The sequence below is a fragment of the Pedobacter sp. AW31-3R genome (assembly GCF_052180285.1).
Classification (GTDB): domain Bacteria; phylum Bacteroidota; class Bacteroidia; order Sphingobacteriales; family Sphingobacteriaceae; genus Pedobacter.
Genome location: NZ_CP197475.1, coordinates 1,767,768 through 1,782,837, shown reverse-complemented (window position 1 = coordinate 1,782,837; position 15,070 = coordinate 1,767,768). Strand labels below are relative to the sequence as shown.

14 protein-coding genes are annotated in these 15,070 nt (G+C 42.8%); 9 read left to right on the top strand and 5 right to left on the bottom strand.

Annotated elements, in window-relative coordinates; genetic code table 11:
- The first annotated feature begins 72 nt into the window (after positions 1-72).
- The 3 genes from ACSBL2_RS07290 (at position 73) to ACSBL2_RS07280 (ending at position 4,117) form a co-directional block, all read left to right on the top strand.
- Entirely contained in the window at positions 73-1,986 is a 1,914-nt protein-coding gene (locus tag ACSBL2_RS07290; protein WP_442591020.1) for an AMP-dependent synthetase/ligase, read from the top strand.
- A gap of 91 nt (positions 1,987-2,077) precedes the next feature.
- Positions 2,078-3,799 carry a lysine--tRNA ligase gene (lysS, locus tag ACSBL2_RS07285; protein WP_442591019.1) on the top strand — a complete coding sequence of 574 codons (1,722 nt, stop codon included), beginning with the start codon at positions 2,078-2,080 and terminating at the stop codon, positions 3,797-3,799.
- Between the two features lie 108 nt (positions 3,800-3,907).
- Complete coding sequence (locus tag ACSBL2_RS07280) at positions 3,908-4,117, top strand: hypothetical protein (protein WP_442591018.1); 210 nt, start codon at positions 3,908-3,910, stop codon at positions 4,115-4,117.
- 49 nt (positions 4,118-4,166) lie between these two features.
- Here the strand turns inward: ACSBL2_RS07280 and ACSBL2_RS07275 are convergent, their stop codons facing one another.
- Positions 4,167-4,706, bottom strand: coding sequence for a DUF2892 domain-containing protein (locus ACSBL2_RS07275; RefSeq protein WP_442591017.1), 540 nt, complete (start codon positions 4,704-4,706; stop codon positions 4,167-4,169).
- A 121-nt stretch (positions 4,707-4,827) separates the two neighbouring features.
- Here ACSBL2_RS07275 and ACSBL2_RS07270 point away from each other — a divergent pair, with 121 nt between their 5' ends.
- Together ACSBL2_RS07270 and ung are read left to right on the top strand one after the other, a co-directional pair.
- Entirely contained in the window at positions 4,828-5,298 is a 471-nt protein-coding gene (locus tag ACSBL2_RS07270) for a thioredoxin family protein (RefSeq protein ID WP_442591016.1), read from the top strand.
- A gap of 7 nt (positions 5,299-5,305) precedes the next feature.
- Entirely contained in the window at positions 5,306-5,983 is a 678-nt protein-coding gene (gene ung / locus ACSBL2_RS07265; RefSeq protein ID WP_442591015.1) for a uracil-DNA glycosylase, read from the top strand.
- A gap of 18 nt (positions 5,984-6,001) precedes the next feature.
- Here ung and ACSBL2_RS07260 read toward each other — a convergent pair whose 3' ends face one another.
- Entirely contained in the window at positions 6,002-6,472 is a 471-nt protein-coding gene (locus tag ACSBL2_RS07260) for an Lrp/AsnC family transcriptional regulator (RefSeq protein ID WP_442591014.1), read from the bottom strand.
- 138 nt (positions 6,473-6,610) lie between these two features.
- Here ACSBL2_RS07260 and ACSBL2_RS07255 point away from each other — a divergent pair, with 138 nt between their 5' ends.
- Genes ACSBL2_RS07255 through smpB form a run of 3 tightly spaced genes read left to right on the top strand, consistent with a single transcriptional unit; the run spans position 6,611 to position 9,653 of the window.
- Positions 6,611-7,264, top strand: coding sequence for a metal-dependent transcriptional regulator (locus ACSBL2_RS07255; protein WP_442591013.1), 654 nt, complete (start codon positions 6,611-6,613; stop codon positions 7,262-7,264).
- Between the two features lie 56 nt (positions 7,265-7,320).
- The gene (locus ACSBL2_RS07250) at positions 7,321-9,183 is read left to right on the top strand and encodes an Nramp family divalent metal transporter (protein WP_442591012.1); all 1,863 of its coding nucleotides are present in this window, start codon (positions 7,321-7,323) and stop codon (positions 9,181-9,183) included.
- Positions 9,184-9,203: 20 nt separating this feature from the next.
- Complete coding sequence (gene smpB, locus ACSBL2_RS07245; protein ID WP_442591011.1) at positions 9,204-9,653, top strand: SsrA-binding protein SmpB; 450 nt, start codon at positions 9,204-9,206, stop codon at positions 9,651-9,653.
- A gap of 18 nt (positions 9,654-9,671) precedes the next feature.
- On the opposite strand, the gene ACSBL2_RS07240 is transcribed toward smpB, so the two are convergent.
- From ACSBL2_RS07240 to ACSBL2_RS07230, 3 genes are all read right to left on the bottom strand, one after another.
- Entirely contained in the window at positions 9,672-10,328 is a 657-nt protein-coding gene (locus ACSBL2_RS07240) for a protein-L-isoaspartate(D-aspartate) O-methyltransferase (RefSeq protein WP_442591010.1), read from the bottom strand.
- A gap of 103 nt (positions 10,329-10,431) precedes the next feature.
- Positions 10,432-12,906, bottom strand: coding sequence for a replication restart helicase PriA (priA, locus tag ACSBL2_RS07235; RefSeq protein ID WP_442591009.1), 2,475 nt, complete (start codon positions 12,904-12,906; stop codon positions 10,432-10,434).
- Positions 12,907-13,293 (bottom strand): DUF423 domain-containing protein, encoded by a 387-nt coding sequence (locus ACSBL2_RS07230; protein ID WP_442591008.1) that lies wholly within the window; start codon positions 13,291-13,293, stop codon positions 12,907-12,909.
- 105 nt (positions 13,294-13,398) lie between these two features.
- Between ACSBL2_RS07230 and ACSBL2_RS07225 the strand changes: the two genes are divergently transcribed.
- Positions 13,399-14,988: a hypothetical protein gene (locus tag ACSBL2_RS07225; RefSeq protein ID WP_442591007.1), complete on the top strand. Its 1,590-nt coding sequence runs from the start codon at positions 13,399-13,401 to the stop codon at positions 14,986-14,988.
- The last annotated feature ends 82 nt before the right edge of the window (positions 14,989-15,070 follow it).

The window sequence follows — 15,070 nt, the reverse complement described above, 5'->3', positions numbered from 1 at the left end:
AGGGCACATTCGTGCCCTTTTTGTGTTTTTAATTTATTTTTTTTCTATTATTGCTCCCCCAAACTTATTCACATGGTATCATTTAACGAATTTTCTACTGTCCCGTCCCTCTTAAGAAACGTGGTGGAAAATATCCATCAGCCTGAAGACACCTTTATTATACATAAAAAGACTGCAGACTGGGAGAATATCTCGTTTAAACAAACACTTGATTGTGCGGACGCTATCGCTGCTTTTTTCCTGGAAAAAGGAATCCTGAAAGGCGACAGACTGGGACTGATCATAGAAAACAGTCCGGAGTATGTATTTTACGATCAGGGGATCCAGCAGATCGGTGCCATCAATGTATCCATCTATCCCACTCTCTCCGAACAGGAGGTTGAATATATCATCAATGATTCCGGGATGAAGGCCATCCTGATAGGGAATACCTTTTTATATAAAAAGATCCTTAAAATCGCAGATAACTGCAAACAGCTGCAGTACCTTATTCCTGCTTTTGCAGAATATACAAAAATTGCTGTTCCGGCAGACCTGAGGGCAAGCATACTCAGCTTTGAGGACGTCCTGGCCCATGGCAAAGCAATTACACCTGATTATCAGCCGGAGATCACCGCCATCCGCCAGGCTTTAGGCCCATCAGACACCTCTTCCCTGGTCTATACCTCTGGAACAACAGGAACACCGAAAGGAGTCATGCTTTCCCATGGTAACTTTGTGGAGAATGTAAGGGTATGCCTGGACCAGATCCCGGTGATTGATGAGACAGAAACATTTTTGTCCTTCCTTCCCTTGTCGCATGTTTTTGAGCGGACGGCGACTTACCATGTCTGCTGTGCACAGGGGTGTAAAATCGCATTTGCACAAAGCCTGGAACTGCTGGCGAAAAATATGGGGGAGATACGCCCAACCGTCATGAACTGCGTACCCCGTTTGCTGGAACGCATCCACGATAAGGCCATTAAAAGCGGAACCGCCGAAGGTGGCCTGAAAGCAAAGATTTTTACCTGGGCACTGACCACCGGGCAATTGTACAGACAACAGAAAGAAGCCGGTAAAAACGCCGGACTCGTGCTGTCTGCCGAAAAACTCATTGCCGAAAAACTGGTGTTCAGCAAGATCAAGGAAAAAACCGGTGGACGATTGAAATTCATGATTTCCGGTGGTGCCGCCCTGCCTAAAACCGTAGGTGAATTCTTTGGCAACCTGGGTATAAAAATACTGGAAGGTTTCGGACTAACGGAAACTTCGCCTGTGATGTCGGTTACAGAATTCGACAGGCAGGTATACGGTACGGTCGGAAGGGTAATTCCGGGTATTGAAATCGGCATACAGGATGTGGAAACGAAAGAAATGATCAACATCCAGACCCATGAATCTTTTCATGAAGATTTTGAATGTGCGGAAGGAGAAATCGTGGTTCGCGGACACTGTGTCATGCAGGGATATTTCAATAAACCTGCCGAGACTGCGGAAGCCATCGATAAACACAACTGGTTCCATACCGGTGATATTGGGAGGTTCTACAAAGGCAATCTCCAGATCACCGACCGGTTAAAAAACATGATCGTGAATGCCTATGGTAAAAACGTATATCCTACCCCTGTAGAAAACGTCTACCTAAAGAGCATGAAGATCGAGCAGTTGTTCCTCATTGGTGACAAAAGGGAATACCTCACCGCTATCGTTATCCCGAACCGGGAAACCATGCAGGAGAAATTCAACCTAAGCGAAGAATTCTTTTTAGAACCTGACCTTTTTATTGCTGATCCGGAGATTGTAGACTGGATTAAGCAGGACATCCGTAAATATTCTACTGAGCTCTCCAAGTTTGAGCGGATCAAGAACTTCAAGATTAAAAGGAATCCTTTTAACATGGATGAGGGAGAGATCACCCCTACCCTTAAGATCAAGCGTAAGGTGGTCGAAAAGAAATATGCGGAAAGCATTAACGAGATGTATAAAGAATCAGTCGAAGCAGATTAGAACTTTCTGCTAAAACACCATCCATTTTACTATTTTTGCAGTGGCAGGCTTAAAGAAGAAATTCAGCCTGCCCGTTTTTGAATATACATTTATGAGTACAGGACTATCAGAACAAGAAATATTGCGCAGGAATGCGCTTACTCAATTACGTGAATTGGGTATTGATCCCTACCCTGCTGAAGGTTATGAGATCAATGCCAATGCGGCAGACATTTTAAAGAATTACGAAGGCAATAAGGACGCTTACCAGCACATTAGTCTTGCAGGAAGGATCATGACCCGCCGTATCATGGGCAGCGCGGCATTCGTGGAAATCCAGGATGCAACAGGACGTGTACAGGTTTACCTGAAAAGGGATGAACTGTGCCCTGGTGAAGATAAGACACTTTACAATACCGTGTTCAAAAAGCTGCTCGACCTGGGTGACTTTATCGGGATTAAAGGGTATGTATTTACCACACAGACCGGTGAAATATCTGTCCATGTGACCGAATTCACACTGCTTTCCAAATCCCTGAAACCATTGCCGGTAGTGAAACGTGATGAGGAAGGAAATATTTATGATGGTTTTACTGATCCTGAATTAAGATACAGACAGCGTTATGTGGATTTAACTGTAAATCCGGGCTTCAAACAGATTTTCATCAACCGCTCTAAGGTGATCAATACCATGCGGTCCTATTTCGATCAGCAGGGCTGGATGGAAGTAGAAACGCCTATCCTGCAGAGTATCCATGGTGGTGCAGCTGCACGTCCGTTTGAAACCTACCACAATACCCTGGATATGCCCTTATTCCTGAGGATAGCCAATGAGTTGTACCTGAAAAGGTTGATCGTTGCCGGTTTTGACGGCGTATATGAGTTCGGAAAGATGTTCAGGAATGAAGGGATGGACCGTACCCATAACCCGGAATATACGGCAATGGAGATCTATGTAGCCTATAAAGATTATATCTGGATGATGGGCATGGTGGAAGAATGCCTGGAAAAAGTAGCCATGGCTATCCATGGATCACCGGTAGTAAAAGTAGGAGCACATGAAATCAACTTCGCAGGCCCTTATGAAAAACTGACGATGTATGAATCGATCCAGAAATATACAGGTATCGATGTATCCGGCATGACGGAAGAACAATTACTGGCGACCTGTAAGGACCTGGACATCGAAACTAACCCAAGCATGGGCCGTGGAAAATTAATAGACGAGCTGTTCAGTGAAAAAGTAGAAGCGAACCTGATTCAACCAACATACATTACTGACTATCCGCTGGAAATGACACCACTGGCTAAGAAACACCGCAGTAAAGAAGGACTGGTAGAAAGGTTCGAATTATTTGTCAATGGTAAAGAGATTGCCAACGCCTATTCTGAATTAAATGATCCGATCGATCAGAAAGAACGTTTTGAAGATCAGCTGAAACTTGCTGCCCGCGGTGATGATGAGGCCATGGCCATGGATGATGATTTTATCCGCGCCCTGGAATATGGAATGCCACCTACATCAGGTTTAGGTTTCGGTATCGACCGGCTGGTGATGCTGATGACTAACCAGTCTACCATCCAGGAAGTATTGTTCTTCCCGCAGATGAGACCGGAGAAAAAAGCCAAAGTAACGTCCGATGAAGATTTTGTGAATGCCGGTATCCCTGCAGAATGGGTTCCTGTCATCAGGAAAATGGGATTCAATACCCTTGAGGACCTTGCAGCTGCCAATGCAAATAAAGTATTCAATGACCTGGGTGGAATGCGCAAGAAATTGAAACTTGACCTCGTGATGCCTTCGAAAGAAGAAGTCACCGCGTGGTTCTCTTAACACTGGACATTCGTCACTTAACATAGAGATAACGAAAACTTAAAGGCCTGCCATACAAATATATGGCAGGCCTTTTCTATATTAGCATATACTTAAATTGTAAATGTTATGACAAACTCAATCCTCGAAATAACTGATAACGAATATTGCATAAAACTAAGCAAAGATGCTTTTGACTTGTCATTGATCCGTCAGCTGATTAAAAGAATTCAGACTGAACAATTATTTTTCAGCAGAAACAAAGACGTTTTTGAAGATGATATTATTAGCAGAAAAGCTGACAGAAACGAAAACTTTGACCTGTTAACCGATAAATAAAAGAAGCCACGTAATGGTGGCTTTTTTTATTTTTTGATCTGTATATCTCCTATCTGTATCTTACCTGTTGCTGTTTATCCAGCATTCCAAGCTGATCTTTCATTTGTTTGATCTGATCTGCAAGTAATTTGTTTTTATCGGCTTTCTTAGCCTCTGTAAGGTACATCTGAGCTTCCCTTTTATTCCGTTTTCCCATTGCTATCCCTGCTAAACTTAATTTAGCCAATGCAATGTTATGGTCCATGACCATTCCCAGGGATAATGCTTTCTTGAAGTATTTCTCTGATTGCATAGGTGATTTCCTCGACTCAATCAGACCGATCAATAAGTTGTAATAACCATGTTGCCCCCTTAACAACTGCGTTTCATAGTTCGTGATTCTCTTCAAAAACGATTCTGCTTTCGGCATATCATCTTTTCTTAAAAACCACTGCGCAAGCAGCATGTTTTCATTGTAGAAAAAGGTAACAAAGATTAAGATACTTATAAATACAGCCAATATTCCCCAGCCCCAAAAACTGAAAATCATGAGTGCTATCGCAGCGCCCAATATTACAAATCCTACGATAAGTCTTACGATGTTTGGCATATCTATCTTTAATTTATTTTTTGCAAATATCGTCTTTAAATACCAAAAAGTAGATTTAAAATAATAATATTTGTTGCCTTTACCGTATAAAGAGACCTAAGAAACTGAATAATTATATTTTATGCCAAACAATTGTACACGTACCGGCGTTGGTCTGTTTTCAGAAATGAAAGAGGACTATGAAAGCGGATATCCCTCGTATCAAACTGATGCAGCTGCAATAGAGCAATTGAGACCGCTGCTGAAAAACACGAAGGTAATTATGGTACTGGGAACCTGGTGCGGCGACTGCAAATTGCAGGTTCCCCATTTTTACAGGATACTAGATGCAGCAGGAATGGAAGAGGAAAATATAGAACTGGTGTGTGTAGACAGGATGAAAAGGGATGAACATGGCCGCACTGAAGAACTGAAGGTGATGAGAATCCCGACTTTCATTTTCATGCGTCCTGCTGAAGAAGGAATGGTTCATCTTGCTGTCCAGGACAGCCCTGGTAAAACACACCTTTATGAGGAAGTGGGACGTATAGTAGAAAGCCCGCTGACTACACTGGAAGAAGATATGATAGAAATTTTATCCCCAAATAAATAAGAAAAATATGTCGGCAGCACTGGAACCAGGATGGTTAAATGTACTACAGGAAGAATTTGAAAAGGACTATATGAAAAACCTGAAGTCCTTTTTATTGCAGGAAAAGGAATCCGGAAAAACCATATTCCCAAAAGGGGCAGATATCTTCAATGCCTTCAACCATACGCCTTTTGATCAGGTGGAGGTCGTGATTTTAGGCCAGGATCCTTACCATGGCGTGGGACAGGCCCACGGACTTTCCTTTTCCGTACAAAAAGGGGTAACTGTTCCGCCTTCGCTGAAAAATATATACAAGGAGCTGGCAGATGATATGGAAGGGTTCCAGATTCCTTCTCATGGCAACCTTACCCAATGGGCAGATGAAGGGGTATTGTTATTGAATGCTACACTTACAGTCAGGGCCCATGAACCAGGCTCACACCAGGGTAAAGGATGGGAAGCCTTTACAGATCAGGCCATCAGCCAGCTTTCCAAACAAAAGGAAGGATTGGTGTTTTTACTTTGGGGACGCTTTGCGCAGAACAAAGCCATCTTAATTGATGAGCAGAAACATACCATCATCAAATCGGCTCACCCCTCCCCTTTTTCCGCCTATAATGGCTTTTTTGGAAGCAAGCCTTTTTCAAAGACCAATAGTATATTGGTAGCCCATGGAAAAAAGCCTGTCAATTGGCAAATCAGCTAATGACAGGCTTTTTATGCTTTAGTATTCCAGTGGTACGATAGGTTCTTTCTTGGTCGTGGACATAATCATCATGGTCTGGAAGGTCTTGACCACGCTGATCTTGCTGATTTTGTCCATGATTAAACGCTCATAAGCTTTAATATCACTTACATATACCTTTAATAAGAAGTCGGCCTGTCCAGTCACATGGTGGCATTCCGTAATTTCCTTGATTACGTTGACTTCATCCAGAAAAATCTGGATGGTATTGTTCTTATGAAAATCAAGCTGTACCTGGATAAAGGTCTTAATGCCTAAACCCAATTTTTCCTCATCTACAAGGGCATGATAGCTCTTGATGAAGCCTGACATTTCCAGCTTCCTGACTCTTTCTAATGTTGGCGCCGGCGATAACCCAATCTCTTGTGATAACAGTAAATTGGTAATCCTGCCATTCTCCTGGAGAAGCTTAAGTATTTTAAAATCGATCTTATCTAAATCTGCTGCCATTTTCTATTTCTTATATCCAAAGGTAGAATAAGAATAGATTATTTACCAAATAAAATTCTAAAAATCGACAACAAAATTACGGATTATTTTATGGTCATAAATTTAGATATATCTAAATTTATAATTAGATTTACATAAATGCAAACATATACTGAAGAGAACTACCTCAAGGTCATCTACCATCTATCGAAAAATAATGCTAATACCGTGCAAACGAATGCCATAGCAGAAAAAATGCAGACCAGGGCTGCATCGGTAACGGATATGCTGAAGAAATTGTCGGATAAAGAACTGGTTCATTACATTAAGTATCAGGGTGTAACTTTAACGGAGACAGGTAATGCCGCAGCTGTGAATATTATCAGAAAACACAGGCTCTGGGAAGTATTTTTAGTAGAAAAACTCAGGTTTAAATGGGATGAAGTCCATGAGTTGGCGGAAGAACTGGAACATGTCAATTCCACTGTACTGATCGACCGGCTGGAAGATTATCTTGATTTCCCGAAACGGGATCCCCATGGGGATCCGATCCCAGATAAGGAAGGGATTTTTGAACCTGCTGTAAATATCCATGTACAACAGCTCAAAAAGGGAAGTAAAGGGGTAATTATTGGCGTAACAGAGCATTCATCGGCCTTTTTGAAACACCTGGAAAAACTGGGGCTGACCATTGGCATCTCCCTGGAAGTGAAAGACATTACAGATTTTGACGGCTCTATTGAACTCGCCGTTGACCATCAAACCATCCATATCAGTAAAGCAGTAGCACAACATATTCTGGTTAAGCTATAGGGCGATAGCCCCGGCTTACAGGAATATTTTTATCATCAAACAAGCAAACGAAAGTAATGAAGAAATCGGAATCATTAAGCGAAGTACATGAAAGTGTAGATACCAGTAAACGCACTGGATGGAAGCGGATCCTTTCTTTTATTGGTCCCGCCTACCTGGTCAGTGTAGGTTATATGGATCCCGGCAACTGGGCCACGGACCTTGCAGGAGGCAGCAAGTTCGGCTATCAGCTGTTATGGATTTTGCTGATGTCGAACCTGATTGCCTTACTGTTGCAGTCATTGAGTGCAAGGCTGGGGATTGTGCGCGGACTTGACCTGGCACAGGCATCCAGGAATACGTATCCGAAATGGGTTAACCTTCCGCTGTTTGTCCTTGCCCAAACGGCTATCGTGGCCTGTGATCTTGCTGAAATTATTGGGATGGCGATAGGTTTGAACCTGTTGTTCGACCTTCCCTTAATCTGGGGAATCAGTATCACCATTTTTGATACCGTGATCCTCCTCTTCCTCATGAACAAAGGAATGCGAAAAATGGAAGCATTTATTGTTTCCATGGTATTTATCGTCGGCCTCTCCTTCCTGGTAGAAATGTTTATTGTAGAACCCGCCATAAAAGAAGTGGTCAAAGGACTCGAACCTTCTCTGTTATCGGGAGAAGCATTGTATATCGCCATTGGGATCATCGGTGCGACGGTGATGCCGCATAACCTGTACCTGCATTCTTCCCTGGTGCAGACCAGGAAATTCGAAAGGGACCAGAAAGGAATCAGAGAGGCCATAAAATTTAATTTCATTGACACCGCAGTTGCCCTTAACCTGGCTTTTTTTGTCAATGCCGCTATCCTTATTCTTGCAGCCGCAGCATTTTATAAAAATGGCCTGCATGAAGTCGCAGAAATACAGGATGCGTATAAATTACTCGAAAATATATTTGGAGGAGTAGCCCCAACCCTCTTTGCCATAGCATTGATCGCTGCCGGACAAAGTTCCACCGTTACCGGAACCCTGGCAGGACAGATTGTAATGGAAGGCCACCTGAATCTCAGGATACAGCCCTGGCTAAGGCGGTTGATTACACGTTTGCTTGCCATCATCCCTGCATTTTTCACCATACTTTATTTTGGTGACGATGCATTGAGCGGATTGCTGATCCTCAGTCAGGTGGTATTGAGTTTACAGCTGGGTTTTGCAGTGATTCCCCTCATCCACATCACTTCCGATAAAAAGGAAATGAAAGAATTTGCCATCAAATTATGGGTAAAAATCCTTGCCTGGCTGAGTGCCGGGGTAATTGTCATCCTCAATATCAAGCTGGTGACGGAAGAAATTGCCAGCTGGTCGGCCGCCTCACACAGCTGGTACATCTATGTACTGGTCATTCCCCTGGCCATCCTTATCGGATTATTGTTGTTGTATATCCTCCTCTACCCGATATTCAGCGCAAGACGCGGTGCGGCCAATAATGTCCCCCATGGGAATGCCATCAACATAGAGAACATGGAGAAGATCAAATATAAGCGCATCGGCATATCGGTCGACTTCTCCAAAAATGACCGGAATACCATTCATCATGCCATTATTCAGGGCGGAAAAAGTGCACAATACCATTTGATCCATGTGGTGGAGACCGCCGCAGCACGGTACCATGGAAAAGCGACCCTTGACCATGAAACACAAAGTGATGCTGACAACCTCAAAAAGTACTGTGCAAATCTGGAGGAACTGGGTTATAAAGCCATTCCACATATCGGCTTCGGGAGTTCAGCACGGGAAATTGCAGAGATCACCAGGAAAAATGAACTGGAACTGCTGGTAATGGGTGCCCATGGACATAAAGGTCTAAAAGATTTAATCTTCGGCACCACCGTGGAATCGGTAAGACATAAAGTAAACATTCCTGTATTAGTGGTCAGATAAATCTTATATTAGCGGATTCTATGAAAAACGACATTCAGATCAAAAATAAAAGAGCGTATTTCGACTACCATATCGTTGAAAAATATGATGCGGGACTGGCACTACTGGGCACAGAAATCAAGGCAATCAGACAAGGAAAAGCAAATATGTCTGATGCTTTCTGCATGTTCATCGGCAATATATTATACGTTAGAAACCTACATATCTCAGAGTACAGCCACAGTTCATTTCACCACCATGACATCAAACGGGACAGGGTATTGCTCCTGCACAAAAAGGAAATGAAAAAACTCAAAGTAAAAAGTGAGGAAAAGGGATATACCATTGTTCCACTCCGGATTTTTACAAATGACAGGGGATTTGCTAAAATTGAGATTGCCCTTGCACAGGGTAAAAAGGATTTTGACAAAAGGGACAGCATCAAAGACCGGGAGTCAAAACGTGAGATGGATAGGGCAATGAAATCTTAATACCTGATGATTCAGGCCTTACCAGGCCTGATCACCTACCAGGGGTACAAATCTGAAGGTATCCAGTTCAATCTTATCATATTCTGTTTCACTGATCCGGATCACGGTGACCATGACCTGGGAGTGTTCATTCCCAACCGGGATCACCAGGATGCCGCCAATCTTCAGCTGTTTGAGTAAAACATCAGGAACAAATGGTGCACCTGCTGTCACAATGATTTTATTGTAGGGGGCATGGCCGGCAATTCCCATAGAACCATCACCAAAGAAAAAATGCGCAGGATAACCCATTCCCGGCAACACCCGGATGGTATGTTTGTAAATACTTTCCTGACGTTCGATGGTATAGACTTCAGCCCCCAGTTCCATTAACACGCAGGTCTGATATCCTGATCCCGTGCCAATTTCCAACACCTTGTCCCCCTTACTGATGTGCAAAAGCTCACTTTGGTAAGCTACCGTATAAGGCTGGGAAATGGTCTGCCCATCTCCGATAGGAAAAGCAATATCTTTATATGCCTGGGCCCAGAAGGTTTCATCGAAAAAGAAGTGTCTCGGTATTTTGCCTATGGCATTTAAAACACGCCTGTCGGCAATACCTCTTGACCTAAGGTGTTCAACCAGCTTTTTCCTGGCTCCCTGCTCCCGGTAATTGTCTACAAATTTATATGCCATCCAATCTCAAAAATAATCCTTTTGACGTAAAATCAAGGCCTAAATTCATGTAATATTCAGGAGAGGTGTTAACCCACACTAAATCAAGCCCCTATAGGATTCCTTAGTACGGATCTACATCAATCTGCATCACAATGCCCTTAAACATGCTTTCCCCGTTAAAATCGGTGATGGTCTGTTTCAGTACCGACTTCACCTTTTGTATTGCGGTACTTTTATCAGATTTGATGATTATCTGCTTGATATAGTAATTCCTGATCCTGGAAACCAGGGGCTGTTCCGGTCCCAGGACGCGGTTCCCCAGGCTTACTTTCAGCATTTCAGCAAACCTGGCGGCAGCGGCGTTGAGTACGTTTGCATCTTTATGTTTAACATTGATAAATATTAACCGGGTAAAAGGGGGAAAATGGAACTGCTGGCGTTCAGCAATTTCGTCATTGTACATTTCGAGATAGTTGTTATCCACGACCTGCTTGATGATCCGGTGGTTATCATCATAAGCCTGTATACAAACCTTGCCCTGCTGCGATCTTCTGCCTGCGCGGCCTGCCACCTGTGCCAATAGCTGGTAGCTTCGCTCAAAAGCCCTGAAATCAGGAAAATTGAGCAGGGTATCTGCATTGATGACACCAATCAGGGTCACATTATCAAAGTCGAGTCCCTTGGCCACCATCTGGGTACCGATTAAAATCTGGGTTTTCTTTTCCTGGAATTCAGTAATGATCTTTTGCAGGCTATTTTTTGTCCTGGTGCTGTCCACATCCAGCCTTGCCATTTTTACATCGGGAAAAATAAGGCTAAGCTCCTCTTCTATTCTTTCTGTTCCGAATCCTTTCTGCTCCACATGGACAGAACCACAGGCAGGACAGATTTTCATGCTGCTCTCATGGTAACCACAGTAATGGCAATGCAATTTCCCGCTGCTTTTATGGAAAGTTAGGCTGACATCGCAATTGACACATTTGGGTGCGAAACCACAGGTTTTACAGATCATGATCGTGGCATATCCCCTGCGGTTCTGGAACAGGATGACCTGTTCCTTTTTATCCAGCGTATCCTGTATATCATCAATCAGCACACTGGAAAAATAGGAAACCATTTTTTTCTTCTTCGTCTCCTCAGAAATGCTCACCACCTGCTGTAAGGGCAATTCTACCCCGCCGAATCTCTCTGTCAGGGTAACCAGTCCATATTTATGGTTCAACGCATTGTAATAGCTTTCAATGGAAGGCGTTGCTGAACCCAGCACAATTTTAGCCTGGTGCAAATGTGACAGGTATACCGCAGCATCCCTGGCCTGGTATCTCGGAGCCGGTTCATTCTGTTTATAGGAAGATTCATGCTCTTCATCCACCACAATGAGTTTTAATGCTTTAAATGGCAGGAAAACCGCCGACCTTGCGCCAAGAACAATTTTATATTGTCCTTTAAGGACTTTATTCCAGATCTCTACGCGTTCATTGTCATTAAATTTGGAATGGTACACTCCTATGGCATCTCCGAAATAACGCTTGATCCGCTCGACAATCTGAGTCGTCAGGGCTATCTCCGGCAACAAAAACAATACTTGTCCCCCGGCAGCAATAGCCTCCTCAATTAATTTGATATATACCTGTGTTTTACCCGATGCCGTCACCCCATGCAGCAATACGACATCTTTCGTCTTAAACGCTGTCTGTATCTGCTGTAAAGCTGCGAGTTGTGCTTCACTCAGCTGGAAATTCAGGATAAGATCATCTGTTTCATCATTGAGCCTGCTCACGGCTTTTTTCTGTAAACTGAAGATCTCCTTATCGAGCAGTGCTTTCAGTGCCCCAGGTCCGCAACTGCTTTCTTCCAGCAGCTGCTGTTTGGAAACTTCTGCTCCTGTCTTGGAAAGTTTAATATAGGTGAGTAAGGCATCCAGTTGTTTTGGCGCACGTTCAAGTACCTCAAAAAGCTGCCTGAAATTTCCTTCTTCTTTATAGAATGGCTTCAGGCTGAGGTACGATTTCAGGAGCGGTTTGTATTTCTCCACCACCTCCTCAGCGATATGGATAATTTCCTTTTCCATCAGTGACCTGATGATGGGGAATACCGTTTTCTGGCCCAGCAGCTTGGAAATATGATCGATGGTCAGCCGCGGATGCTTTTGCATGGCCGTGATGAGTATCGCCTCTTTATCCGTGATATGGACATCAAGGTCAGCATCCTCACGAAGGATAATGATCGTTTCACTGGCCAGCTTTAGTCCGGCAGGTAAGGCTGCAGACATCACATCCCCTTCATTACAGAGGTAATAGTTGGTCATCCAGTCCCAGAACTGCAGTTGCAGGGTATTGACCACCGGATATTCATCCACCACATCAATAATATATTTTGCCTGGTAGTGCTCCGGTGCGATTGAGCTGATACTTTTGACCAGTGCCGTATAGATTTTATTCTTGCCAAACTGTACAATTACCCTTTTGCCTACAGCAATATGTTCATTCAGATGAAAAGGTATGCGGTAGATATAGTTCTTTGCCAGAGATAATGGAAGTATCACCTCGATGAACAAGGTATCCAGCTCTACAAAATCAATATCATTCGTCTGCATTTATCTGTTTTTTAAGGCGGCAAGAAAAAGAAAAATCCATCCTGTCACAAAGAAGAGTCCCCCGATAGGCGTAACAGGCCCTATAAAATTAACAAAACCCAGTTCCAGCACTTCTCTTGTTGCCAATAAATACAGTGATCCAGAAAAAAAGACCACGCCAAGGGTAAAACAGTAATAGGCGATGTCTACCAGCTTGGTCCTGAACCTGGCGAAAGTAGACAGGAATAATAAAGCAAAAGTGTGATAAAACTGGTATTCCACTCCTTTGGCCCAGATCGTTATGGCATCTGCTGAGATCAGGTTTTTCAGGCCGTGTGCACCAAAAGCACCGAGGATGACTGCCAAACCTCCAAATAAAGAAGCTGTTAAAATTATTCTTCTGTTCATATAAAAATCCGCTTTTCTCCGGTTAGCAAAATTAGCAAACTTATTAAGAAATAGGGATTTCATTTACGTTTAATCCAACTATTAAAAGTAATTTTACCAAAATATATGATGAAAAAAATCTATATCACCCTGTTTGCGTTACTGATAGCCATGGTGGCAATGGTCTATTTATATTTTTCAAATTTATCCAGCCAGTACACCACCAACGATGCCAGTCTGCGTGCTGCAACAAATAGTTCCGGCCTTATTTTCTGCATGCGTAATGACCAGGATATCATCAACATACTGAGTGGACAGGACCATTTCCAGCGGTTGATCGGAGAAAAGAAATCCAGGGAACTGAATACCCTCAGGACACAGTTTCTTTCAAAAAGTGCCATCACTACTTCTTTAAACGGCAACGCCATATTCATTGGTTTCTTACCTGCTGAAAAAAGGGAATACGATTACCTCATCACGACACAACTCGGCAATAAAGCGGACAAAGAAATATTGCTGGGGATACTGAAAGAAAATAAAATAAAAACAGATACGATAGGGCCACTGCTGAAACTGACCTTAAATGACAGCACGACCTTCTTTATTGGGATAAAAGATAAGTTACTCGCCCTTTCCAGTGCTGAAAAACCTGTTTTATTAGCCATCGCCACACCAGAACTGGATCAGGATGATGATTTTGCAGCCTATATCAAAAGCGGTGATAAATTCAATAAGAACAGTCTTGCCAATTTATATATCGACTATAACAGGTTTCCGGAATTGCTCAAAGTGATTTCCCCAAATGGCCCTACGGGTGAACTCTCGATATTAGACCACCAGCATTCCTTCGCAGCCCTGAGTTATAATTTCAGCAAAGAGCGGATATTCTTTAATGGCAGCTGTAAGGTCAACGACAGTAAAAACTACTTTCAGTTATTCACCAGCCTTAAACCTCAAAAAAACGTCATCGACAATATTCTTCCAGAAAATACGGCAAACTTCAGCCTTTTTTCCATTCCGGAATATGCTTCCTGGAAAACTTCACTCGACAACTGGTTTGTGTCAAACAACAAAAGTGAAACGGTTAAAAAAACAGTCAGCAGCACTAACCAGAAATACCACCTGGATCTTGACAAGGTATTTCCCAGGTATTTCAAAAACCAGCTGATCACCTTCCAGCTAAGCACAGCAGAGAAACTGGGGGCAATACAGCTCAGCAATGGGGATAAACTGGATCAGCTGCTACTGGATATCAGTACCCCTTACAATGAGGAAATCAATTTACTGAAAGAGCCCGACCTTCTTTATTGTTACTTTGGTGAGCCTTTCAGGAAATTCAGGAAACCTTATTATACCATCATAGACAATTACATGGTATTTGCCAATTATCCTGCCACCTTACAGGTATTTTTAAATCACTACCGAAACAATAAACTGTTGATCAATACCAGTGGTTACAGCAACCTGTATAATCAGATTTCAGACAACAGCAATATTACTTTCTACGTCAATAACAAGAATTCTTCCAACCTCATCCTTAATACTTTTTACACCAATTATTTCAGGTATTTCACAACAAAAAATGGTTTTGGCCATTTTGATGCAGTGGTTTATCAATTGAGTGGCGACAAAGGCATATTCCAGAGCAACTTATTGATCAATACCATTCCAGATAGTACTGAGGCTAGCCATACAGATTCACCGGCAACTAAATAACAACAACAGTCCCATATTTTCACTCCATTCCCACAAAAACTGTTAAAAACAGGTTAACTTTAAGTGTTTTAACAATTAACTG